The organism is Pseudomonas sp. NPDC090233 (assembly GCF_044772285.1).
In the GTDB taxonomy this organism is placed as follows: domain Bacteria; phylum Pseudomonadota; class Gammaproteobacteria; order Pseudomonadales; family Pseudomonadaceae; genus Aquipseudomonas.
This window is the reverse complement of the sequence record NZ_JBIVYQ010000009.1, coordinates 22905-45410: the sequence shown is the minus strand read 5'-3', so window position 1 is coordinate 45410 and position 22506 is coordinate 22905. Positions and strand designations below refer to the sequence as shown.

Annotated in this window: 21 protein-coding genes; 12 read left to right on the top strand and 9 right to left on the bottom strand. The window is 62.1% G+C overall.

Features of this window, described 5'->3' with window-relative positions; all coding sequences use genetic code 11:
* Positions 1–29: 29 nt before the first annotated feature.
* From ACIQUF_RS23275 to ACIQUF_RS23265, 3 genes are all read right to left on the bottom strand, one after another.
* Positions 30–707 (bottom strand): response regulator transcription factor, encoded by a 678-nt coding sequence (locus tag ACIQUF_RS23275; protein WP_403135871.1) that lies wholly within the window; start codon positions 705–707, stop codon positions 30–32.
* 82 nt (positions 708–789) lie between these two features.
* Entirely contained in the window at positions 790–1089 is a 300-nt protein-coding gene (locus ACIQUF_RS23270; RefSeq protein WP_400795275.1) for a YciI family protein, read from the bottom strand.
* Between the two features lies 1 nt (position 1090).
* Complete coding sequence (locus tag ACIQUF_RS23265; protein ID WP_403135868.1) at positions 1091–1684, bottom strand: septation protein A; 594 nt, start codon at positions 1682–1684, stop codon at positions 1091–1093.
* Between the two features lie 67 nt (positions 1685–1751).
* Between ACIQUF_RS23265 and ACIQUF_RS23260 the strand changes: the two genes are divergently transcribed.
* The 6 genes from ACIQUF_RS23260 to ACIQUF_RS23235 all read left to right on the top strand — a co-directional run bounded on the left by ACIQUF_RS23260 (position 1752) and on the right by ACIQUF_RS23235 (position 8215).
* Positions 1752–2612: a PHP domain-containing protein gene (locus ACIQUF_RS23260; protein ID WP_400795271.1), complete on the top strand. Its 861-nt coding sequence runs from the start codon at positions 1752–1754 to the stop codon at positions 2610–2612.
* A 13-nt stretch (positions 2613–2625) separates the two neighbouring features.
* Positions 2626–3255 carry an L-threonylcarbamoyladenylate synthase gene (locus tag ACIQUF_RS23255; RefSeq protein ID WP_403135863.1) on the top strand — a complete coding sequence of 210 codons (630 nt, stop codon included), beginning with the start codon at positions 2626–2628 and terminating at the stop codon, positions 3253–3255.
* A 125-nt stretch (positions 3256–3380) separates the two neighbouring features.
* Positions 3381–4106, top strand: a complete 726-nt coding sequence (locus ACIQUF_RS23250) for a segregation and condensation protein A (RefSeq protein WP_403136068.1) — start codon at positions 3381–3383, stop codon at positions 4104–4106.
* Entirely contained in the window at positions 4093–4860 is a 768-nt protein-coding gene (scpB, locus tag ACIQUF_RS23245; RefSeq protein ID WP_403135860.1) for an SMC-Scp complex subunit ScpB, read from the top strand. Before ACIQUF_RS23250 ends, scpB begins: the two co-directional genes overlap by 14 nt.
* A gap of 237 nt (positions 4861–5097) precedes the next feature.
* Positions 5098–6165 carry a 23S rRNA pseudouridine(2605) synthase RluB gene (gene rluB / locus ACIQUF_RS23240; RefSeq protein ID WP_403135858.1) on the top strand — a complete coding sequence of 356 codons (1068 nt, stop codon included), beginning with the start codon at positions 5098–5100 and terminating at the stop codon, positions 6163–6165.
* A gap of 628 nt (positions 6166–6793) precedes the next feature.
* Positions 6794–8215, top strand: coding sequence for an amino acid permease (locus tag ACIQUF_RS23235; protein WP_403135856.1), 1422 nt, complete (start codon positions 6794–6796; stop codon positions 8213–8215).
* 63 nt (positions 8216–8278) lie between these two features.
* On the opposite strand, the gene ACIQUF_RS23230 is transcribed toward ACIQUF_RS23235, so the two are convergent.
* Positions 8279–9163 carry a LysR substrate-binding domain-containing protein gene (locus tag ACIQUF_RS23230; protein WP_403135853.1) on the bottom strand — a complete coding sequence of 295 codons (885 nt, stop codon included), beginning with the start codon at positions 9161–9163 and terminating at the stop codon, positions 8279–8281.
* 151 nt (positions 9164–9314) lie between these two features.
* Here ACIQUF_RS23230 and ACIQUF_RS23225 point away from each other — a divergent pair, with 151 nt between their 5' ends.
* Positions 9315–12335 (top strand): FAD-binding and (Fe-S)-binding domain-containing protein, encoded by a 3021-nt coding sequence (locus ACIQUF_RS23225; protein WP_403135850.1) that lies wholly within the window; start codon positions 9315–9317, stop codon positions 12333–12335.
* Positions 12336–12371: 36 nt separating this feature from the next.
* On the opposite strand, the gene ACIQUF_RS23220 is transcribed toward ACIQUF_RS23225, so the two are convergent.
* From ACIQUF_RS23220 to phhA, 4 genes are all read right to left on the bottom strand, one after another.
* A complete protein-coding gene (locus ACIQUF_RS23220; RefSeq protein ID WP_403135848.1) occupies positions 12372–13559 on the bottom strand; it encodes an MFS transporter in 1188 nt (395 codons plus the stop codon).
* Positions 13560–13647: 88 nt separating this feature from the next.
* Positions 13648–13773, bottom strand: a complete 126-nt coding sequence (locus ACIQUF_RS23215; protein WP_255212384.1) for a hypothetical protein — start codon at positions 13771–13773, stop codon at positions 13648–13650.
* A gap of 188 nt (positions 13774–13961) precedes the next feature.
* On the bottom strand, positions 13962–14318 hold the full coding sequence (locus ACIQUF_RS23210) for a 4a-hydroxytetrahydrobiopterin dehydratase (protein ID WP_008096719.1): 357 nt from the start codon (positions 14316–14318) through the stop codon (positions 13962–13964).
* A 38-nt stretch (positions 14319–14356) separates the two neighbouring features.
* Positions 14357–15145, bottom strand: coding sequence for a phenylalanine 4-monooxygenase (gene phhA, locus ACIQUF_RS23205; RefSeq protein ID WP_403135846.1), 789 nt, complete (start codon positions 15143–15145; stop codon positions 14357–14359).
* A gap of 254 nt (positions 15146–15399) precedes the next feature.
* Here phhA and ACIQUF_RS23200 point away from each other — a divergent pair, with 254 nt between their 5' ends.
* Positions 15400–16959, top strand: coding sequence for a sigma-54-dependent transcriptional regulator (locus tag ACIQUF_RS23200; RefSeq protein WP_403135843.1), 1560 nt, complete (start codon positions 15400–15402; stop codon positions 16957–16959).
* A gap of 46 nt (positions 16960–17005) precedes the next feature.
* Here ACIQUF_RS23200 and ACIQUF_RS23195 read toward each other — a convergent pair whose 3' ends face one another.
* Positions 17006–17260, bottom strand: a complete 255-nt coding sequence (locus ACIQUF_RS23195) for a DUF2790 domain-containing protein (protein WP_403135840.1) — start codon at positions 17258–17260, stop codon at positions 17006–17008.
* A gap of 425 nt (positions 17261–17685) precedes the next feature.
* Here ACIQUF_RS23195 and acs point away from each other — a divergent pair, with 425 nt between their 5' ends.
* From acs to ACIQUF_RS23175, 4 genes are all read left to right on the top strand, one after another.
* A complete protein-coding gene (acs, locus tag ACIQUF_RS23190) occupies positions 17686–19647 on the top strand; it encodes an acetate--CoA ligase (protein WP_400795249.1) in 1962 nt (653 codons plus the stop codon).
* Between the two features lie 581 nt (positions 19648–20228).
* The gene (locus ACIQUF_RS23185) at positions 20229–21014 is read left to right on the top strand and encodes an ABC transporter substrate-binding protein (protein ID WP_403135837.1); all 786 of its coding nucleotides are present in this window, start codon (positions 20229–20231) and stop codon (positions 21012–21014) included.
* An 88-nt stretch (positions 21015–21102) separates the two neighbouring features.
* Complete coding sequence (locus ACIQUF_RS23180) at positions 21103–21792, top strand: ABC transporter permease (protein WP_400795245.1); 690 nt, start codon at positions 21103–21105, stop codon at positions 21790–21792.
* On the top strand, positions 21789–22487 hold the full coding sequence (locus tag ACIQUF_RS23175; RefSeq protein WP_403135835.1) for an ABC transporter permease: 699 nt from the start codon (positions 21789–21791) through the stop codon (positions 22485–22487). The genes ACIQUF_RS23180 and ACIQUF_RS23175 overlap by 4 nt, the downstream gene beginning before the upstream one ends.
* Positions 22488–22506 lie beyond the last annotated feature (19 nt).

Here is a 22506-nt window from a genome sequence, read left to right as displayed (position 1 = left end):
GGTCAGGGCCGCAGTGCGGCCCGGGGTGGTCAGAGGCTGTAGTAATAGCCGCGGCTGCGCAGCGCGACGATGCGCGGGCGGCCGTCGGCGTGGGGGCCGATCTTCTTGCGCAGGTTGCTGACGTGCATGTCCAGGCTGCGATCGTACAGGGTCAATTTGCGGCCCAGGCCGATCTGCGCCAGGTCCTGCTTGTCCAGGGGCTCGCCCGGTTGACGCAGCAACGCTTCGAGGATCCGGCTTTCGGACAGGGTCAGGCTCATCTCGCGGCCATCGATGCTGACCACGCCGCGCACCGGGCTGAAAGCCAGGTCTCCGAGCTCGACTTGGGTAGTGGTGGCGGTCGGGTGGCTGCGGCGCAGCACCGCGCGCAGGCGGGCGGTGAGTTCACGGGGGTCGCAAGGCTTGGCCAGGTAATCGTCGGCGCCCAACTCAAGGCCGAGAATGCGGTCCAGCGGCTCGCCGCGCGCAGATAGCATCAGCACCGGCAACTCGGCGTGGTCGCTGCGCAGCTGTTTGAGCAGCTCCAGGCCGCTGCCGTCGGGCAGCATCACATCGAGTACCACGGCCGCCGGCGCGTGTTCAGCCAGGGCCTGGCGCGCGCTCTGGCCATCGTGGCAGGCGCGGACAACAAAACCTTCCTGGGTCAGCCAGCTGCCGAGCAGCTCGCAGAGTTCCTGGTCATCATCAATCAGTAACAGCTCGCTCATGACTCACTCAATTCAAATCGACAGCGTCTGACGCGCTCGCCAGTGGCAAAGATACCGCAGACGCCGCCAATTTATAAATCGATCAGGGCAAGACTTGTTTGAAAGGTTTTACGATGACCTTGTCGTACACGCCAGCGGCAATGTACGGGTCGGCATCGGCCCAGGCCTGGGCGGCGCTCAGCGAGTCGAACTCGGCAACGATCAGGCTGCCGCTGAAGCCGGCTTCGCCCGGGTCGTTGCTGTCGATAGCCGGGTGCGGGCCGGCCAGCACCACGCGGCCTTCGGCCTTGAGCTGTTGCAGGCGCTCGATGTGCGCCGGGCGCGCGGCCAGGCGTTTTTCCAGGGAATTCGCGACGTCGCTGGCAATGATGGCGTAAAGCATGTCAATCCTTGGTCTTGGAAGTGGAGGGGTCGTCATGCAGGTGACGCGACAGGTAGACACCCTGCGCCACCAGGAAAATCACGGTCATGCCCAGGCTGCCGAACACTTTGAAGTCGACCCAGAAATCCTGGAAGGTGAACGCGACGAACAGGTTGGCCGCGCCGCAGAACAGGAAGAACGCGATCCACGCCACGTTCAGGCGGGCCCAGATGGCATCGGGCAGGGTCAGGGCGTGGCCCATGATGCGCTTGATCAGCACCCGGTCGCCGATGAAGTGGCTGCCGGCAAAGCCCAGGGCGAACAGCCAGTTGACCACCGGCGCCTTCCACTTGAGGAAGGTTTCGCTGTGGAAGGTCAGGGTCAGGCCGCCGAACACCAGGCAGGCGACCAGGGTCAGCCACTGGCCTTTCTCCAGCTTGCGCTGGCGCAGGAACAGCGCGCCATACACCACCAGCGAACTGATGATCAGCATGGCCGTGGCGCTGTAGATGCCGCCGAATTCGAAACTGTGGCCAGCGACCTCCAGGGGGCGTGGGTCGAGCTTGTAGACGATGAAGAACAGCAGCAGCGGGATGAAATCGATGAATTGTTTCACAATGGCAGCCAGAATCGGGATGTGACGGCATAATAACAAACATCGATTCCAGCGGTAGCACCCCTCCATGAATGTTGATCTGCACTGTCACAGCACGGCCTCCGACGGCGCCCTGTCGCCCACGGTCCTGGTCGCCCGGGCCCATGAACACGGGGTACAGACGCTGGCACTGACCGACCACGACACCCTCGAAGGCTTGGCCGAGGCCCGCCAGGCCTGCGCCGAGCGCGGCATGCGCTGGGTCAGCGGGGTGGAGCTGTCGTGCACCTGGGGTGGCGCGACCATTCATGTGCTGGGCTACGATTTTCCGCTCGATGCGCCGCCGTTGCTCGAAGCGATCGAGTCGCTGCACCGAGGACGCTGGCTGCGCGCCGAGGAAATCGACAAACGGCTCGCGGCCAAGGGCATGGTCGGCACGCTCGACGGTGCCCGCGCTGTGCAGCAGGAGCTCGGCGACAGCGGCAACGCCCCGGCGAGGCCACATTTTGCCGAATACCTGGTGCGTGCCGGGCACGTCAAGGACCGCGGTGAAGCCTTCCGCAAGTGGCTGGGCGCCGGCAAGCTGGGTGACGTCAAACTGCATTGGCCCACTCTGGAGGAAACCGTTGCCACCTTGCGCCAGTCCAACGCTTGGGTGAGCCTGGCACATCCGATGCACTACGATCTGACCCGCAGCAAGCGCAGGCGGCTGATTGCCAACTATATTGAGGCAGGCGGGCAGGCGCTTGAGGTGGTCAACGGGATGATGCCGGCCGAGCAGGTGGGCACGATGTCCATCCTCACCCGTGAGTTCGGCCTGCTGGCAAGCGCTGGCAGCGATTTCCACGGCCCCGGCACCTGGGGCGAGATCGGTGCCTACCGGCCATTGCCTGAGGATCTGCCACCTTTGTGGCGTCGATTCAGCCATGAACAGCCTATGGCGATATGAACAGGATGACTTCGTGAGCCAATTTTTCCAGATTCATGCGGAAAACCCGCAAGCGCGCCTGATAAAACAGGCCGTCGAGATCATTCGCAAGGGCGGCGTGGTGGTGTATCCCACCGACTCGGCCTACGCGCTGGGCTGCCAGATTGGCGACAAGACCGCTGTAGAGCGGGTTCGCCGCTTGCGCCAGCTGGACAAGCAACACAACTTCACGCTGTTGTGCTGCGACCTGTCGCAAATGGGGCTGTTCGCCAAGATCGATACCTCGACCTTCCGCCTGCTCAAGGCCCATATCCCCGGCCCGTATACCTTCATTCTCAACGCCACCCGTGAAGTGCCACGCCTGCTGATGCATGAAAAGCGCCGTACCATCGGCCTGCGCGTGCCTTCCAACCCGATCGTCCTGGCGCTGCTCGAAGAGTTGGGCGAACCGCTGATGAGCGTGAGCCTGATCCTGCCGGGCGATGAAGAGCCGATGACCGACCCTTACGAGATCCGTCAACGTCTGGAGCACCATGTCGACCTGATCATCGATGGCGGTTTTGGTGACCTCAAGGCCTCCACGGTAATCGACCTGACCGGTGACGAGCCTGCATTGATCCGTGAAGGCTGCGGCGACCCCACGCCCTTCCTGGTCAACGCGTGAGCCAGCTGGATACCCCCGAGGCACCGAGTATCGACGCCGAATCGCCCCAGCAATTGCAGTTGGCCCTGGTCTACGGTGAAGCGCTGACCGAAATGCCGGTGGATCTGTACATCCCACCGGACGCCCTGGAAGTCATCCTCGAAGCCTTTGAAGGCCCGCTCGACCTGCTGCTGTACCTGATCCGCAAGCAGAACATCGATATCCTCGACATCCCCGTGGCGGAAATCACCCGCCAGTACATGGGCTACGTGGAGCTGATGAAGAGCGTGCGCCTGGAGCTGGCAGCCGAATACCTGGTCATGGCCGCCATGCTCGCCGAAATCAAGTCGCGCATGCTGCTGCCGCGCTCGGCCGAAATCGAGGAAGAGGAAGGCGACCCACGCGCCGAACTGATCCGCCGCTTGCAAGAGTATGAGCGTTTCAAGGCCGCCGCCGAGGGCATCGATGAGCTGCCGCGGGTGGGCCGCGACGTGCTCGTGCCGCACCTTGTGGCGCCGCAGGCCAAGGTGCGCAAGCTGCTGCCGCAGGTCAGCCTGGAAGAGCTGCTGGTGTCCATGGCCGAGGTCATGCGCCGCAACGACCTGTTCGAAAGCCACCAGATCACCCGCGAGACCCTGTCCACCCGCGAGCGCATGAGTGACGTGCTGGAGCGCCTCAAAGGCGGCGGTTTCGTGCCCTTTGTCCAGCTGTTCACGGCCGAAGAGGGCAAACTGGGTGTAGTAGTGACATTCATGGCGATTCTGGAGCTGGTGAAGGAGTCGCTGATCGAACTGGTGCAGAATGAGCCTTTCGCCGCGATCCATGTCCGGGTGCGTGCCGAGCCTGTCGAAGAAGCTGATGAATCTGAATGAACCCCGCGACCTGGCGTCGCTGATCGAGGCCTTTCTGCTCGCCTCTGGCAAACCGCAATCCCTCGAACGCCTGTACGAGCTGTTCGAGGAAGCCGAACGCCCGGAACCCAAGGTCTTCAAGAAGGCTCTGGAAGTGCTGGGCAAGTCCTGCACTGGCCGTGCTTTCGAGTTGAAGGAGGTGGCCAGCGGTTACCGCCTGCAGATCCGCGAGACCTACGCGCCGTGGGTGGGCCGCCTGTGGGAAGAACGCCCGCAGCGTTACTCCCGGGCGCTGCTCGAAACCATGGCCTTGATCGCCTATCGCCAGCCGATTACCCGTGGCGAGATCGAGGATGTGCGCGGTGTGGCGGTGAACAGCAACATCATCAAGACACTGGTGGAGCGCGAGTGGATCCGCGTGGTCGGCTACCGCGAGGTGCCAGGGCGGCCGGCGATGTTCGCCACCACCAAGGCGTTTCTCGATCATTTCAACCTCAAGAGCCTGGACGAGTTGCCGGCACTGGCCGAGCTGCGTGAGATGGAACCCGCGCCAGTGCTCGATGACCCGGATGAAGCGCCGGTGCCGGCACACCTGCAGGCGTTGGCCGATGCCAGTCTGGGTGAGGAACATGAGGTGGCCGAGCCGAAGGAGGAAACCAGCTTCCGCAGCCTCCTGGTTGAGCTGGATGCCATGGAGGAGGGGCTGAAGACCGACTTCGATGATTTGCGTGAGGAAGAGGCTTCGGTGGGGGAAGAGGGTAAGTTGCAGTCTTGAGGTCCCTGCAGTCAGTGCCGGCCCTTCGCGGATAAATCCGCTCCTACAGATACACCGCTGGGCTCCTGTGGGAGCGGCTTTAGCCGCGAATAGGGACCACCTGGCAGAAAACGATCCCCGCTCTCACAAAACCCTCTACGCTGCAGTGCGTTCCCGCACCGAACCGCGTATGATGCGCGGCCTTTTGGCGCGTTCGTCGCCAGAACTCTTTTCATTCCTACACCGGGAGGTGCCCAGATGAGTGAGCAAGACCTGCAAAATACCGAAATCACCCCACCAGCCGGCGAAAAGCTGCAGAAAGTGCTGGCCCGCATTGGCGTGGGTTCGCGCCGTGATGTCGAGGCCTGGATCAGCCAGGGTCGCATCAAGGTCAATGGCGTCGCCGCCACCCTCGGCCTGCGCGTCGACCTGCACGATGCCATCACCGTCGACGGCAAGCTGATCAAGCGCGAAGAGGCCGCCGAGGCCACCCGCCGGGTGATCATGTACAACAAGCCCGACGGCGAGATCTGCACCCGTGACGACCCGGAAGGCCGTCCGACCGTGTTCGACCGCCTGCCGCGTCCGAAAGAAGGCCGCTGGATCAACATCGGCCGCCTGGACATCAACACCACCGGCCTGCTGCTGTTCACCACCGACGGTGAACTGGCCAACCGCCTGATGCACCCTTCCTACGAGATGGACCGTGAATACGCGGTGCGTGTGCGTGGCGAAGTCGACGACGAGATGCTCGACCGCCTCAAGGCCGGCGTGATGCTCGAAGACGGCCCGGCCAAGTTCACCGACATCCAGAAGGCGCCGGGTGGTGAAGGCTTCAACCACTGGTACCACTGCGTGGTGATGGAAGGGCGCAACCGTGAGGTGCGTCGCCTGTGGGAATCCCAGGGCATGGTGGTCAGCCGCCTGAAGCGCGTGCGCTTCGGCCCGGTGTTCCTCAACTCCGACCTGCCGATGGGCCGCTGGCGTGAAATGACCCAGGGCGAAATCGACATCCTGGCCGCTGAAGTGGGCTTGCAGCCGGTTGCGTTGCCTGCCATGAACCTCAAGTCCAAGGACAAGATGGAGCGCCTGCAGCGCAAGTCCACTCGCCCGATGGGCCGCAACGAGCGTGTACGCAGCCTGCGCCCGGCGCAGGACGCCGGCACCGCCGAGCGCCCTGCACGCCAGCCGCGTGAAGAAGCGCCGCGTAAAGGCAGCCGTGGCAGCGCCGTGGCCGAGCGCCCAAGCGATATGCGCAAACGCCCGTCCAAGCCTGATGGTGACAAGCCGGCAGGTCGCGGCGGTCGCGGCAAGCCGCGTGGCTGATCTGCTTCGCCAGTGATGAATGAGCCAGCCTTCGGGCTGGCTTTTTTGTGCCTGCGGTTTAGCCGCTCAGCGCCAAGACCTTGAACAAAAAGATTTTTTCGGACGACTGGCAAGTTTTCAAACCGGCTTGTAAAGAAATCTATACAAAATCGACAGATTTCGCGGGTCACAATTATTTTCTGTAAACAGATCTTGCCGCAACACCGTCCGCAGTCTTCCATTCCAGCCCGCCCCCCTATTGCTCAAACCCCCGTGCCACGGGGATATTGCGGCCATTGCCGTGTGCAAAGAGCCTGTCCACAGAGCCGGGCTGATAAAACAACAAATGGAGGCGCCATGTACGCCGATCACACCGCCTTACCAGGCATCTACCACAGGATCGCTGCGTTTTTTCCCAAGGGAACAACGCAACGCGTTGACGCCTGCGCGCTTGCAGGGGTATACAGTGCGCCGCGTTTTACCTGTGACCCTTTTGCGTACCGCGCACTCTTGCTCACACCCGGCTGAGCCGCTCTGGCGGCACCTGTGTTCAAGAAACCCAAGGTAACCACCTTGCCCATTCCGCTGCGCCACGAGCGCGGTGGGTCCGATCCCGTCACAGATAAAAACAATGCAGGTGACTTCGTTCATGAGTGAACACAACATGCATTCAGGCGAGCTCAAGCGGGGCCTGAAGAACCGCCATATCCAGTTGATCGCCCTCGGCGGCGCAATTGGTACCGGTCTGTTCCTCGGTTCGGCAGGCGTGATGAAATCCGCCGGCCCGTCGATGATCCTCGGCTACGCCATCTGCGGCTTCATCGCCTTCATGATCATGCGCCAGCTCGGCGAAATGATCGTCGAAGAGCCGGTCGCCGGTTCGTTCAGCCACTTTGCCCACAAGTACTGGGGCGGTTTCGCCGGCTTCATGTCGGGTTGGAACTGCTGGGTGCTGTACATCCTGGTGGGCATGTCGGAGCTCACCGCGGTCGGCAAATACATTCACTACTGGTGGCCGGAAATCCCGACCTGGGTGACGGCGGCGGGCTTCTTCCTGCTGATCAACTTTATCAACCTGATGAACGTGAAGGTGTTCGGCGAGGCCGAGTTCTGGTTCGCCATCATCAAGGTCGCGGCCATTGTCGGCATGATCGGCCTTGGCGCTTACCTGCTGACCAGCGGTAGCGGCGGCCCCGACGCCTCGGTGACCAACCTGTGGGCGCATGGCGGCTTCTTCCCGCATGGCGTCAGCGGCCTGGTCATGGCGTTGGCGTTCATCATGTTCTCGTTCGGCGGCCTGGAAATGCTCGGTTTCACTGCCGCCGAGGCCGACAAGCCGAAGACCGTGATCCCCAAGGCGATCAACCAGGTCATCTACCGCATCCTGATCTTCTACATCGGCGCGCTGGTCGTGCTGTTGTCGCTGACCCCGTGGGACAACCTGGTCGCCAGCATCGACGCCTCCGGCGGCAGCTACGGCAGCAGCCCGTTCGTGCAGGTGTTCTCCCTGCTGGGCAGCGATGTGGCCGCGCACCTGCTGAACTTCGTGGTGCTGACCGCGGCGCTGTCGGTGTACAACAGCGGCACCTACTGCAACGCCCGCATGCTGCTGGGCATGGCCGAACAAGGTGACGCTCCGGCCGGCCTGGCCAAGGTCGACAAGCGCGGTGTGCCGGTGCGTTCGATTCTGGCGTCGGCTGCAGTGACCGTGATCGCAGTGCTGCTCAACTACTTCATGCCGCAGAATGCGCTGGAGCTGCTGATGTCGCTGGTGGTGGCGACCCTGGTGATCAACTGGGCGATGATCAGCTATTCGCACCTGAAGTTCCGCCAGCACCTGGACCGTACCGGCCAGAAGCCGCTGTTCAAGGCGCTGTGGTACCCCTATGGCAACTACATCTGCCTGGCGTTCGTGGTGCTGATCCTGGGCATCATGCTGCAGATCGATGGCATCAAGATCTCGGTGTATGCGATGCCGGTATGGATCCTGGGGATGTTCGTGCTTTACCTGATCAAGCCCAGGCGCAGAACGCTGGGTAATGGCGCGGCCGCCGGTACTGTCGCCAAGTAAGGGCAGCAGGCGGTAAGCGAAACCCGATGCCAGGTGACTGGCATTGGGTTTTTTGTTACTGGGTCAGATCTGCTCCAGCAACCAGCTGCGAAATGCCCGCAATGAAGGCAACGCCTCATTCCTCGGTGGATAGATGAGGTAGTAGCTGCGCTGGCTTGCAAATGCCTCTCCCGGGCTGTACAGCTCGCCTTTGGCCAACTCCTCTTCCACCAGTATCCGTGGTACCAAGCCGATCCCGATCCCGGCGCGTACCGCCTGGATCAGGTGCGACGTCAGCTCGAAGCTCGGCCCCAGGCGCATCGAGCGGTGCGCCAAGCCATGGTGCGAAAACCACTCACCCCAGGCATGCGGATTGTTGGCGACATTCAGCAGCACCTCGGCGCTGATCCGTGCCGGGTCCCAACCTTGAGGGGCGCCACCGGCTTCTGGAGGCAGAATCACCACCAGTTCCTCGGCATGCAGGCGATGGCAGATCAGCCCAGGCAGGTCATGGCTGGCCACGCCGATGGCGGCGTCGATCTCGCTGGTGTCGAAGTTGATCGCTTCGATGCGTGAATGAATATGCACCAGCATCCCTGGGTGGGCGCTGTAGAAGGCGTGCAGGCGCGGCAACAGCCACTTTGAACCGAATGTGGGCAAGGTGGCCAGGCGCAGGGTGCCGACCCCGGACTGATAGGCGAGCGCCTGCAAGGTGGCACTGCGGATGCGCCCCAGAGCTTCGCTGAGCTCGCGCTGGTATAGACGGCCGACGTCGGTGAGCTGCACCTGGCGGCCCTCGCGGCGGAACAGGGTGAGGCCCAGTTGCTGCTCCAGCGCCTGCACCTGGCGGCTGACCGCGCTCTGGGTCAGGGATAGCTCGGCGGCGGCGCGGGTGTAGCTTTCATGCCGGGCAGCGGCCTCAAAAGCCAGCAGCAGCGACATGGACGGTGTCAGGTGTCGGTAATTCATTCATAAAAGTCATCGATAGCGGCAGGATTATCCGTTTGCCCCTGAAGCGAAACTACAGGAACATTGGCCTATACGTCACCCCGCATGGTTTGATACATGCCGGCATGACAGGAATTCCGTGAATTAGCCCATATCAAGAGGCCATCCTTCGATGATCGCCCAGCTGCCGACCGTTGCGCCGAGCGCCAACTACCCCGAATTCCTCGAAGCCCTGCGCAACAGCGGCTTCCGTGGCCAGATCAGCGCCGACTACGGCACCCGTACGGTGCTGGCCACCGACAACTCGATCTACCAGCGTCTGCCCCAGGCGGCGGTGTTCCCGCTGGACGCCGACGACGTGGCGCGGGTCGCCCGGCTGATGGGCGAGGCGCGCTTCCAGCAGGTCAAGCTGACCCCGCGCGGTGGCGGCACCGGCACCAACGGTCAGTCGTTGACCGACGGCATCATCGTCGACCTGTCGAGGCACATGAACACCATCCTCGAAATCAATGTCGAGGAGCGCTGGGTGCGGGTGCAGGCCGGTGTGGTCAAGGACCAGCTCAACGCTGCGCTCAAGCCCTACGGCCTGTTCTTCGCCCCCGAGCTGTCCACCTCCAACCGCGCCACCGTCGGTGGCATGATCAACACCGACGCCAGCGGCCAGGGCAGCTGCACCTACGGCAAAACCCGTGATCACGTGCTGGAGCTGCACAGCGTGCTGCTCGGGGGCGAGCGCCTGCACAGTCGGCCGATCGACGATGTCGCGCTGGAGCAGGCCTGCGCCGCGTCTGGCCGTGTTGGCGAGGTCTATCGCACCGCCCGCGAGATCCAGGAAACCCAGGCCGAGCTGATCGAAACCACCTTTCCCAAGCTCAACCGCTGCCTGACCGGCTACGACCTGGCACACCTGCGCGACGAGCAGGGCCGCTTCAACCTCAACAGCGTGCTGTGTGGCGCCGAGGGTTCGCTGGGCTACGTGGTCGAAGCCAAGCTCAACGTCCTGCCCATCCCGAAATACGCGGTGCTGGTCAACGTCCGCTACACCAGCTTCATGGACGCGCTGCGCGATGCCAACGCGCTGATGGCGCACAAGCCGCTGTCGATCGAGACGGTAGACTCCAAGGTCTTGATGCTGGCGATGAAGGACATCGTCTGGCACAGCGTTGCCGAGTACTTCCCGGCCGACCCCGAGCGTCCGACCTTGGGTATCAACCTGGTGGAGTTCTGCGGCGACGAGCCGGCCGAAGTCAATGCCCGGGTGCAGGCCTTCGTCGAACACCTGCAGGCAGACACCAGTGTCGAGCGCCTTGGGCATACCCTGGCCGAAGGTGCCGAGGCCGTTACCCGTGTCTACGTAATGCGCAAGCGCTCGGTAGGGCTGCTGGGCAACGTCGAGGGCGAAGTGCGCCCGCAGCCGTTCGTGGAAGACACGGCGGTGCCGCCGGAGCAACTGGCGGACTACATCGCCGACTTCCGCGCGCTGCTCGATGGCTACGGCCTGGCCTACGGCATGTTCGGCCACGTCGACGCCGGTGTGCTGCACGTGCGCCCGGCGCTGGACATGAAAGACCCGGCCCAGGCCGCACTGGTCAAGCCGATTTCCGATGCCGTGGCCGCATTGACCAAACGCTACGGCGGCCTGCTGTGGGGCGAGCACGGCAAGGGTTTGCGTTCGGAATACGTGCCGGAGTACTTCGGCGAGCTGTACCCGGCGCTACAGCGCCTGAAGGGCGCCTTCGATCCGCACAACCAGCTCAACCCCGGCAAGATCTGTACCCCGCCAGACAGCGCCGAGGGTTTGACCCCGGTGGATGGCGTGACCTTGCGCGGCGACCTCGACCGCACCATCGATGAGCGCGTGTGGCAGGATTTCCCCAGTGCCGTGCACTGCAATGGCAATGGCGCCTGCTACAACTATGACCCCAACGACGCCATGTGCCCGTCGTGGAAGGCCACCCGCGAGCGCCAGCATTCGCCCAAAGGCCGTGCTTCGCTGATGCGCGAATGGCTGCGCCTGCAGGGCGAGGCGAACATCGACGTGCTGGCGGCCGCGCGTAACAAAGTGTCCTGGCTCAAGGGGCTGCCTGAGCGGCTGCGCAACAACCGTGCCCGCAGCCAAGGCCAGGAGGATTTTTCCCACGAAGTCTACGACGCAATGGCCGGCTGCCTGGCGTGCAAATCTTGCGCTGGCCAGTGCCCGATAAAGGTCAACGTGCCGGACTTCCGTTCGCGCTTCCTGGAGCTTTACCACGGCCGCTATCAGCGCCCGATGCGCGATTACCTGATCGGCTCGCTGGAGTTCACCATCCCGTACCTGGCCCACGCACCGGGGCTGTACAACGCGGTGATGGGCTCGAAGTGGGTGAGTAAACTGCTGGCGGACAAGGTCGGCATGGTCGATAGCCCGCTGATCAGCCGCTTTAACTTCCAGGCCACCCTGACCCGCTGTCGGGTGGGCGTGGCCAGTGTGCCGGCATTGCGCGAACTGACCCCGGCCCAGCGCGAGCGCAGTATCGTGCTGGTACAGGACGCGTTCACCCGCTATTTCGAGACGCCGCTGCTGGCCGCGTTCATCGAACTGGCGCATCGCCTTGGTCACCGAGTGTTCCTGGCGCCCTACAGTGCCAATGGCAAGCCGCTGCACGTGCAGGGTTTCCTCGGCGCCTTCGCCAAGGCGGCGATTCGCAACGCCACCCAGCTCAAGGCGTTGGCCGACTGCGGTGTGTCACTGGTGGGCCTGGATCCGGCGATGACCTTGGTGTATCGCCAGGAGTACCACAAGGTACCTGGCCTGGAAGGTTGCCCGAAAGTTTTGCTGCCTCAGGAATGGCTGATGGATGTGCTGCCCGAACAGGCGCCGACCGCGCCCGGCAACTTCCGCCTGATGGCGCACTGCACCGAGAAAACCAACGTGCCGGCCAGTACTCGTCAGTGGGAGATGGTGTTTGCGCGCCTGGGCCTGAAGTTGTCGACCGAGGCCACCGGCTGCTGCGGCATGTCCGGTACCTACGGGCACGAGGCGCGTAACCAGGGCACGTCACGGACCATCTTCGAGCAGTCGTGGGCGACCAAGCTGGACAAGGAGGGCGAGCCACTGGCCACGGGCTATTCGTGCCGCAGCCAGGTCAAGCGCATGACCGAGCGGCAAATGCGCCACCCGCTGGAAGTGGTGCTGCAGTATGCGCAGCGTTGACTGATCGGGCCAAGGGGCGCAATGCGCCCCAGCTTGCTAACTGTTCCTGACGCGTAGTGCCTGCCGGTACAAGTACAGGCTCAACACCAGCCCGCAACATGCAGCCGCTGCCGCGAACAGGAACATTGACGCAAACCCGAACCCGGACGCCACCGCGCCCACCAGTGGCCCGGTGACCCCCAGTGACAAATCGATGAACAATGAATACGCGCCCACCGCCGCCCCGCGGTTGGCGGCTGATACCTGATTGACCGCCTCCACCCCCAGCGCCGGAAACACCAGCGAGAAGCCGAAGCCGCTGAGTGCGGCTCCAGCCAATGCCATCTCGGCGCTGGGTGCCAGCCACAGCATCAGCAGGCCCAGGGTCTCCACGGAAAGGCAGGCGATCGCCACGCGAAACCCGCCAATCCGGTTGATCAGGTTGCCGAACAACAGCCGCGCGCTGATAAAGCTTGCGCCGAACAGGCTCAAGGTCAGTGCCGCATTCGCCCATCCTTGGCTGGCGTAATACAGGGTGATGAAGGTGGCGATGGTGCCGAACCCGATCGAGCCCAGCGCCAGCCCCGAACCATGCGGGAACACTTTGCCCAGCACTTGCAGGAACGGCAGGCGCACGCCGCTGACGATCGGCGCCGCCCGTTTTGGCCAGGCCAGCAACAGCCCGAGCGCGCACAGCAGAATGATGCTCACGCCCATGCTCCACAGCCCCAGTTGCTTGACCATCAGCACGCCCAGCGGTGCGCCGATGGCCAGGGCGCCGTAGCTGGCGATGCCGTTCCAGGAAATGACCTTGGCCGTGTTGTCGGCGCCGACCCGGCCAATGCCCCAGCCAATCGAGCCTGAGCCCACCAGGCTCTCGGCGCTGCCCAGCACCAGGCGGCCGAGCAGCAGGCAGGCCAGGCTCAGCCACGGCAGGTGGGTGAGGTAGGCGCAGGCGAGCATGAACACACCGCTCAGGCCACACCCGGCAAGGCCATACATGACCGCCTTCTTGCTGCCCAGGTTGTCGATGATGCGGCTTGCAGTGGGGCGGCTGAGCAGGGTGGCCAGGTATTGCACGCTGATCACAAGGCCCGCGATCACGGTGCTGAAGCCCAGGTCGTTGTGCACATAGCCAGGCAGCACGGCCAGGGGGATGCCGATGTTCAGGTAGCCGATGAAGGTGAACAGGACGATGGAGACGACTTGCAGGGTGACCGCAAGGGGGCGCGGTGAGTGGGGCATGGGGGCCTACTGTTCTGGACGGTGTGAAAACGTGATGAAGGCGGTAGTCCGCAGATCAGCCGTTTTCACACTGTCGGGGGATGCGCGGTTATTCCTGGTCAGCGCTGGATTGATCGTCGCCATCCTCGACGGCAGGCGTCGGTTCGGAGTGGGCGGCAACGGTGGGCTCTTCTGGGTTCAGGCTTGGGAAGGGAAGATTCGGGATCTCGTGCATCTCGTCGTCCTCGCAAGAGTGAGTGAAAAGTCTGCGCCAGGCGCGTTTGGAGCTTTGCAAAGCTGGGGCAGGATACACAAGTCTGGATGACAGTTTGGATTTTTTCCCGGTCGCTTGTCGGTTTTGCGGGCGGATACCGGACATTATCGGGCAAAAAAACAGGGCCGTTGCGGCCCTGTCGGTGGTGTTTACTTACGGCCTTCGGCCGTTTCGGCCACCTTGTCGGTGCGCGCGCACATGATGAAATCGTTGCGGTGCAGGCCTTTGATCGAGTGGCTCCACCAGGTCACGGTGACCTTGCCCCATTCGGTCAGCAGGCCCGGGTGGTGGCCTTCGGCTTCAGCGATTTCGCCCACGGCGTTGGTGAAGGCCAGGGCATGCTTGAAGTTCTTGAACAGGAACACGCGCTCCAGCTCCATGTGGCCGTCGCGTACTTCGATGTTCCAGTCCGGGATCTCGCGGATCAGTTCGGCCAGCTCGTCGTCGGTGACTTTCGGTGCATCGGCGCGGCAGGCTTCGCAGTGGGCTTGGTTCAAGGCATTCATGGGTTGTTTTCCGGTTCGAGTTGTTGTCGCAAGGCCGCTCAGGCGGCGACTTTGGGTGGAAACTTCGGTGCATGCAGCCCCAGCTGCATGGCGTGCTGGACCATGCCCATGATGTCTTCGTGGGCCAGGTCGAACAGGCGCTTGAGGTTCGGCAGCACGAAATACAGCGGCTGCAGAATGTCGATACGGTACGGGGTGCGCATGGCTTCGACCGGATCGAAGGCCTGGTACTCCGGCTCGCCGGACAAACTGTAGACGGTCTCCTTGGGCGAGGAGAGGATGCCGCCGCCATAGATCTTGCGACCTTGCGGGGTGTCCATCAGGCCGAACTCGATGGTCATCCAGTACAGTCGCGCCAGGTATACGCGCTGTTCCTTGGTGGCGGCCAGGCCGAGCTTGCCGTAGGTGTGGGTGAATTCGGCGAACCAGGGGTTGGTCAGCAGCGGGCAGTGGCCGAAGATCTCGTGGAAAATGTCCGGTTCCTGCAGGTAGTCCAGTTCTTCCGGCGTGCGGATGAACGTGGCGACCGGGAAGCGTTTGCTGGCCAGCAGTTCGAAGAACGTCTGGAAGGGGATCAGCGCCGGCACACGGGCAACCTGCCAGCCGGTGGTGGCGCCCAGCACCTTGTTGACCTCGCCCAGTTGCGGGATACGGTCATGGGGCAGCTTCAGCTGGTCGATACCGTCCAGGTACTCCTGGCAGGCGCGGCCTTCGATGACCTTCAGCTGGCGGGTGATCAGCGTGTTCCACACCGCATGCTCTTGCTGCGGGTAGTCGATAAAACCGTGCGCATCGGGCTCGCGTGCCACGTACTGCGTCTGTTTCATGTGGCTCTCCTGGTGAGGCTTTCTTGTTATGTCCACGACATACGCTTAGGAATATCCCTTCACTCGCCCAAATGCACGGGGGGCACAGGGTGCTATGCGAGGTTTTTGCGGATATTTCGTAACGATAATTTTACAAAAAGCCCGCCATCACGGAAAATTCGGCTCATCTGGCTGGCGTTAGTGCTCTTTTTGTCAGCTTATCTTTACGACTTTTCTGCGCGCAGTTAAAAAACTTCGCTGCTTCGAGAGCTTTCATGCGTATCAAAGTGCACTGCCAGAACCGAATCGGCATCCTTCGCGACATCCTCAACCTGCTGGTGGAGTACGGCATCAACGTGCTGCGTGGCGAGGTGGGGGGCGACCATGGCAACGCCATCTATCTGCATTGCCCGAACCTGATCAATCTGCAGTTCCAGGCACTGCGGCCGAAATTCGAGTCGATTGCCGGGGTGTTCGGGGTCAAGCGAGTGGGCCTGATGCCCAGTGAGCGGCGGCATATGGAGCTCAATGCGCTGCTCGGTGCGCTGGATTTTCCGGTGTTGTCGGTGGATATGGGGGGCAGCATCGTGGCCGCCAACCGTACCGCTGCGCAGCTGCTTGGCGTGCGCGTGGACGAGGTGCCGGGCATGCCGCTGGCGCGTTACGTCGAGGACTTCGACCTGCCGGAGCTGGTGCGGGCCAATCAGTCGCGCATCAATGGCCTGCGGGTGAAGGTCAAGGGTGATGTGTTTCTGGCCGACATCGCGCCCTTGCAGTCCGAACACGATGATAGCGAGGCGCTGGCCGGCGCCGTGCTTACACTGCACCGCGCTGACCGTATCGGCGAGCGCATCTATAACGTGCGCAAGCAGGAACTGCGCGGCTTCGACAGCATCTTTCAGAGTTCGCGGGTGATGGCGGCGGTGGTGCGCGAGGCGCGCCGCATGGCGCCCCTGGATGCGCCCCTGCTGATCGAAGGCGAGACCGGCACGGGCAAGGAATTGCTGGCGCGTGCCTGTCACCTGGCCAGCCCGCGCGGCCAGGCGCCGTTGATGGCGCTCAACTGTGCCGGCCTGCCGGAATCCATGGCTGAAACCGAGCTGTTCGGTTATGGCCCGGGGGCTTTCGAGGGGGCACGCGCCGAAGGCAAGCTGGGGTTGCTGGAGCTGACCGCCGGCGGCACGCTGTTTCTCGATGGGGTAGGGGAAATGAGCCCCCGGCTGCAGGTAAAACTGTTGCGCTTTCTGCAGGACGGGTGCTTCCGGCGTGTCGGCAGCGATGAAGAGGTGTACCTGGATGTTCGGGTGATCTGCGCGACCCAAGTGGACCTTTCCGAATTGTGCGCCCGTGGCGAGTTCCGTCAGGACCTCTATCACCGCCTCAATGTGCTGTCGTTGCACATACCGCCGCTGCGCGAGTGCATGGATGGCCTGGAGGGGTTGGTACAGCACTTTCTCGATCAGGCCAGCCGACAGATTGGTTGTGCCATGCCGCGCCTGGCGCCAGCGGCGATGGACAAACTTGCGCACTACCATTGGCCGGGCAATGTACGGCAACTGGAGAACGTATTGTTCCAGGCCGTATCGTTGTGTGAAGGCGGGGTGGTGAAGAGCGAACATATCCGCTTGCCGGATTATGGTGTGCGGCAACCGTTGGGTGAGTTTTCCCTGGACGGAAATCTTGCAGATATTGTTGGGCGATTTGAAAAGGCGGTATTGGAAAGTTTGTTGGGGGAATACTCAAGCAGCCGCGCACTGGGTAAACGCCTGGGTGTATCCCATACGACGATCGCCAACAAGTTAAGAGACTATTCGCTTGGCAAGTCTGCCGATTAGTTGAATCACGACAGGGCCCCCGCGGGGCCCTGTTCAGTCGAAGCGATCAGCCGTTGGAGCAGCCGTTGCCCATCACGCGGTATTCGAGAATGTGCTTCTGGCCCTGGGAATCTTCATAGGTCATGCGGGCAGGCACCACTTCGCAGACATTCGGCACTTCGCTCATGGAGATGACGCGGGCGATGTCCAGGTGCTGCGAGTAACTGTACTGTTCAACCGGAATCTGCTCGACATCGTTTGCCTCGCCGGCTATCGCCGCGCTGCAAAGACTGCCAAGTACCAATGCCAGTAAAGCTTTCATTTTCTATTTACCTGTCTAAGGTCGTGAAGGGGCGCGCGGCACTTGTGGCGCCGCGAATAAAGCCAAGTTTTCAACTATCGGATTAGAAGGGGATTAACAGATTGCCTTCGTGGGGGCTGTTACTGTTTCCAGTTGTTAATCCCTTGCCGTTGCTGGCGAGGTGAATCTTATGCCTGGCTAATTAAGGGAAACAGAGGGCGTTTTGATAAAGTTTTTTCGCCTTTTGACAGAATCTGTAACAATCCCTCGGCAGAATCTTTCGTTTTTACCCCTCGCCGGGCCGCCGGCTGCGGCCTAGAGCCTTTTCCACCCAATGCTGGGTTCGCATTCGGTCGCGTTACTACCATCGTCGTATGGCTTTTGCCGCTCTGGTACAGTTACAAACGGTTCCATACAAAAACAACTATTACACCGAGGTAACACAGATGAGTGCGGCTCCACTGTATCCCGTTCGTCCCGAGGTTGCGGCCACTACCCTGACCGACGAGGCCACCTACAAGGCCATGTACCAGCAATCGGTGATCAACCCGGACGGCTTCTGGCGTGAGCAGGCCCAGCGTCTCGACTGGATCAAGCCTTTCACCAAGGTCAAGCAGACCTCCTTCGACGACCATCATGTCGATATCAAGTGGTTTGCCGACGGCACTCTGAACGTTTCTTCCAACTGCCTGGACCGCCACCTCGCCGAGCGCGGCGACCAGCTGGCAATCATCTGGGAAGGCGACGACCCTTCCGAACACCGCAACATCACCTACCGCGAGCTGCACGAGCAGGTCTGCAAGTTCGCCAACGCCCTGCGTGGCCAGGACGTGCACCGAGGCGATGTGGTGACCATCTACATGCCGATGATCCCGGAAGCCGTCGTGGCCATGCTGGCCTGTGCCCGCATCGGCGCGATCCACTCGGTGGTGTTCGGCGGCTTCTCGCCGGAGGCGCTGGCGGGGCGGATTATCGATTGCAAATCCAAGGTGGTGATCACCGCCGACGAAGGCGTACGGGGTGGTCGTCGTACCCCGCTCAAGGCCAACGTCGACCTGGCGCTGACCAACCCGGAAACCAACAGCGTGCAGAAGATCATCGTGTGCAAGCGCACCGGTGGCGACATCGCCTGGCACCAGCACCGCGACATCTGGTACGAAGACCTGATGAAGGTTGCCTCCAGCCACTGCGCACCCAAGGAGATGGGCGCCGAGGAAGCGCTGTTCATCCTTTATACCTCCGGCTCCACCGGCAAGCCCAAGGGCGTGCTGCACACCACTGGCGGCTACCTGGTCTATGCCGCACTGACCCATGAGCGGGTGTTCGACTACCGCCCGGGCGAAGTGTACTGGTGCACCGCCGACGTCGGTTGGGTCACCGGCCACAGTTATATCGTCTACGGCCCGCTGGCCAATGGCGCGACCACGCTGCTGTTCGAAGGCGTGCCGAACTACCCGGACATCACCCGCGTGTCGAAGATCGTCGACAAGCACAAGGTCAACATCCTCTACACCGCACCGACCGCCATCCGCGCGATGATGGCCGAAGGCGAGGCCGCCGTTGCTGGCGCCGATGGTTCCAGCCTGCGCCTGCTGGGCTCGGTGGGTGAGCCGATCAACCCCGAAGCGTGGAACTGGTACTACAAGACCGTGGGCAAGGAGCGTTGCCCGATCGTCGACACCTGGTGGCAGACCGAAACCGGCGGCATCCTGATCAGCCCGCTGCCGGGTGCCACCGGCCTCAAGCCGGGGTCGGCGACCCGGCCGTTCTTCGGCGTGGTGCCGGCGCTGGTGGACAACCTGGGCAACCTGATCGACGGGGCGGCCGAAGGTAACCTGGTCATCCTCGATTCCTGGCCGGGCCAGTCGCGTTCGCTGTACGGCGACCACGACCGCTTCGTCGACACCTACTTCAAGACCTTCCGTGGCATGTATTTCACCGGTGACGGTGCGCGCCGCGACGAGGATGGCTACTACTGGATCACCGGCCGGGTCGATGACGTGCTCAACGTGTCCGGTCACCGCATGGGCACCGCCGAGATCGAGAGTGCCATGGTGGCCCATGCCAAGGTGGCCGAGGCTGCAGTGGTGGGAGTGCCGCACGACATCAAGGGGCAGGGCATCTATGTCTATGTCACCCTGAATGCCGGTGTCGAGTCGAGCGAGCAATTGCGCCTGGAACTCAAGAACTGGGTGCGCAAAGAGATCGGCCCGATCGCTTCGCCGGATGTGATCCAGTGGGCGCCAGGGCTGCCGAAGACCCGCTCGGGCAAGATCATGCGGCGGATCCTGCGCAAGATCGCCACCGGTGAATACGATGCGCTGGGTGATATTTCGACCTTGGCCGATCCGGGTGTGGTGCAGCATTTGATCGATACCCACAAGGCGATGAACCTGGCTTCGGCCTGATGTACGGGTCGCGGAACCTGTGGGAGCGGCTTTAGCCGCGAAGCAAACGCCGCGGTGAATGGCACCGGCTTCGCCGGTGTTCGCGGCTGAAGCCGCTCCTACAAAAAATATCTGACCTCCAAAAATCCCCGCACGGGCAACCGGCGGGGTTTTTGCTTTACTGTTACCCGACATTCATCGGTAACTCTTCTGTCACCGCATTCGCACGAAAACGGGGCGCCGCGAAACAGTCGAGGGCTCTTTGGGTGCGTTTTTTCCGACATTTTGTGCGGCCCAGCACGCTGCACTTGCCGTAGCACAAGGCTTTGCCAATAATAGGCCCAGTAATTGCTAGTTCTATGGGTTCTATTTCCCTCGCATTTGCATATTTTGCAAAGGCTGTCAACCTGGCTCGCTGCGATTTCAAGCGCTTCTGTAAGTAGTTGTCGCTTTGAAGAAATATCGACTATCGGGCTGTCGTTAAAATGCCACTCACTCGCTCGTGGTCATCGACCGACCTTGCGCGGCTTGCGTTGTACCCATTCGCATATCGGGCAGCTGTTACCCTGCCTTGTATTGCCCCGTACCGATGGAGTTACCTGATGAAGAAGCTCGCACTGCTTGGCGCCCTGGCGCTTTCCGTGTTTTCCCTGGTGTCGCAGGCCGAAGAAAAACCGTTGAAAATCGGTATCGAAGCCGCCTACCCACCCTTCGCCTTCAAGCAGCCTGACGGCAGCATCGCCGGTTTCGACTACGACATCGGCAACGCCCTGTGTGAAGAGATGAAAGCCAAGTGCACTTGGGTCGAGCAGGAGTTCGATGGCCTGATCCCAGCCCTGAAAGTGCGTAAGATCGATGCCATCCTGTCGTCCATGTCGATCACCGAAGACCGCAAGAAATCGGTCGACTTCACCAAACGCTATTACCTGACCCCAGCCCGTCTGGTGATGAAGGAAGGCACTGCCGTGAGCGACAGCCTGGCTGAGCTCAAGGGCAAGAAGATCGGTGTGCAGCGCGGCTCGATCCACGACCGCTTCGCCAAGGAAGTGCTGGCTCCGCAAGGCGCCACCGTCGTGCCGTACGGCACCCAGAACGAAATCTACCTGGACGTCGCCGCTGGCCGCCTCGACGGTACCGTGGCCGATGCCACGCTGCTCGAAGACGGCTTCCTGAAAACCGACGCCGGCAAAGGTTTTGCCTTCGTAGGCCCATCGTTCACCGACGTGAAGTACTTCGGTGACGGCGTTGGTATCGCCGTGCGCAAGGGTGACAAGGCCAATGCCGACCGCATCAATGCCGCCATCGATGCCATCCGTGCCAACGGCAAGTACAAAGAGATCGAGAAGAAGTACTTCAACTTCGACATCTACGGTCCAGACTCGAAGTAAGACGTCGAGTTTCACCTGTGCAATGGTGCAAACAGCAGAAGCTCTGAGGTTTGCACCATTTTTCATTCTCTAGGTCGAGGACCTCATCATGTTGAAAGGCTACGGGGCAGTCATCCTCGACGGGGCGTGGCTGACGCTGCAGCTCGCCCTGTCGTCGATGGCCCTGGCCATCGTGCTCGGCCTGATCGGCGTGGCGCTGCGCTTGTCGCCGGTGCGCTGGCTGGCCTGGTTGGGCGATATGTATTCCACGGTGATCCGTGGGATTCCGGACTTGGTACTGATCCTGCTGATCTTCTATGGCGGCCAGGACATCATCAACCGAGTGGCGCCGCTGCTCGGCTACGACGATTACATCGACCTGAACCCGCTGGTCGCCGGTATCGGCACGCTGGGCTTCATCTTTGGCGCGTATCTGTCGGAGACATTCCGCGGCGCCTTCCTCGGTATTCCCAAGGGCCAGGCCGAAGCCGGCGTGGCCTATGGCATGAGCAACCGTCAGGTATTCTTCCGCATCCAGGTGCCGCAGATGATCCGCCTGGCGATACCAGGCTTCACCAACAACTGGCTGGTGCTGACCAAGGCGACTGCGCTGATCTCGGTCGTCGGCCTGCAGGACATGATGTTCAAGGCCAAGCAGGCGGCAGATGCCACGCGCGAACCCTTTACCTTCTTCCTGGCGGTGGCGGCGTTGTACCTGGTGCTGACCAGTGTCTCGCTGCTGGCCCTGAAATATCTTGAGAAGCGCTACTCGGTGGGCGTCAAGGTGGCTGAACTATGATCTTCGACTACAACGTCGTCTGGGAGGCCATGCCGCTGTACCTTGGCGGCTTGCTGACCACGCTCAAGTTGCTGGCGTTATCGCTGTTCTTCGGCCTGCTGGCGGCTGTTCCGCTGGGCCTCATGCGCGTGTCCAAGCAACCGGTGGTGAACTTCACGGCCTGGCTCTATACCTACGTGATTCGCGGCACGCCAATGCTGGTGCAGTTGTTCCTGATCTACTACGGCCTGGCTCAGTTCGAGGCGGTGCGCGACAGTATCTTCTGGCCATTGCTGTCCAGCGCGACCTTCTGTGCCTGCATGGCATTCGGTATCAACACCAGTGCCTACACTGCCGAAATCATCGCTGGCAGCCTCAAGGCCACGCCCCATGGCGAGATCGAGGCGGCCAAGGCCATGGGCATGTCGCGCATGAAGATGTACCGCCGCATCCTGCTGCCGTCGGCCTTGCGCCGCGCGTTGCCGCAGTACAGCAACGAAGTGATCATGATGCTGCAGACCACCAGCCTGGCGTCGATCGTCACCTTGATCGACATCACCGGTGCCGCACGCACGGTCAATGCCCAGTACTACCTGCCTTTCGAGGCCTACATCACGGCGGGCGTGTTCTATCTGTGCCTGACCTTTATCCTGGTGCGCCTGTTCAAGATGGCCGAACGCCGCTGGCTCGGCTACCTGGCGCCGCGCAAGCACTGAACGCTCTGTGAGAACCGAC

What these genes read in the sequence shown, in the direction of transcription:
- ACIQUF_RS23260 (WP_400795271.1), top strand. Translation starts at nt 1,752, where the DNA reads ATGAATGTTGATCTGCACTGTCACAGCACGGCCTCCGACGGCGCCCTG.
- ACIQUF_RS23225 (WP_403135850.1), top strand. Translation starts at nt 9,315, where the DNA reads ATGATCGCCCAGCTGCCGACCGTTGCGCCGAGCGCCAACTACCCCGAA.
- ACIQUF_RS23215 (WP_255212384.1), bottom strand. Translation starts at nt 13,773, where the DNA reads ATGCACGAGATCCCGAATCTTCCCTTCCCAAGCCTGAACCCAGAAGAG.
- ACIQUF_RS23180 (WP_400795245.1), top strand. Translation starts at nt 21,103, where the DNA reads ATGTTGAAAGGCTACGGGGCAGTCATCCTCGACGGGGCGTGGCTGACG.
- ACIQUF_RS23175 (WP_403135835.1), top strand. Translation starts at nt 21,789, where the DNA reads ATGATCTTCGACTACAACGTCGTCTGGGAGGCCATGCCGCTGTACCTT.
- ACIQUF_RS23275 (WP_403135871.1), bottom strand. Translation starts at nt 707, where the DNA reads ATGAGCGAGCTGTTACTGATTGATGATGACCAGGAACTCTGCGAGCTG.
- ACIQUF_RS23195 (WP_403135840.1), bottom strand. Translation starts at nt 17,260, where the DNA reads ATGAAAGCTTTACTGGCATTGGTACTTGGCAGTCTTTGCAGCGCGGCG.
- ACIQUF_RS23185 (WP_403135837.1), top strand. Translation starts at nt 20,229, where the DNA reads ATGAAGAAGCTCGCACTGCTTGGCGCCCTGGCGCTTTCCGTGTTTTCC.
- ACIQUF_RS23210 (WP_008096719.1), bottom strand. Translation starts at nt 14,318, where the DNA reads ATGAATGCCTTGAACCAAGCCCACTGCGAAGCCTGCCGCGCCGATGCA.
- scpB (WP_403135860.1), top strand. Translation starts at nt 4,093, where the DNA reads ATGAATCTGAATGAACCCCGCGACCTGGCGTCGCTGATCGAGGCCTTT.
- ACIQUF_RS23235 (WP_403135856.1), top strand. Translation starts at nt 6,794, where the DNA reads ATGAGTGAACACAACATGCATTCAGGCGAGCTCAAGCGGGGCCTGAAG.
- ACIQUF_RS23270 (WP_400795275.1), bottom strand. Translation starts at nt 1,089, where the DNA reads ATGCTTTACGCCATCATTGCCAGCGACGTCGCGAATTCCCTGGAAAAA.
- phhA (WP_403135846.1), bottom strand. Translation starts at nt 15,145, where the DNA reads ATGAAACAGACGCAGTACGTGGCACGCGAGCCCGATGCGCACGGTTTT.
- acs (WP_400795249.1), top strand. Translation starts at nt 17,686, where the DNA reads ATGAGTGCGGCTCCACTGTATCCCGTTCGTCCCGAGGTTGCGGCCACT.
- ACIQUF_RS23200 (WP_403135843.1), top strand. Translation starts at nt 15,400, where the DNA reads ATGCGTATCAAAGTGCACTGCCAGAACCGAATCGGCATCCTTCGCGAC.
- ACIQUF_RS23220 (WP_403135848.1), bottom strand. Translation starts at nt 13,559, where the DNA reads ATGCCCCACTCACCGCGCCCCCTTGCGGTCACCCTGCAAGTCGTCTCC.
- ACIQUF_RS23230 (WP_403135853.1), bottom strand. Translation starts at nt 9,163, where the DNA reads ATGAATTACCGACACCTGACACCGTCCATGTCGCTGCTGCTGGCTTTT.
- rluB (WP_403135858.1), top strand. Translation starts at nt 5,098, where the DNA reads ATGAGTGAGCAAGACCTGCAAAATACCGAAATCACCCCACCAGCCGGC.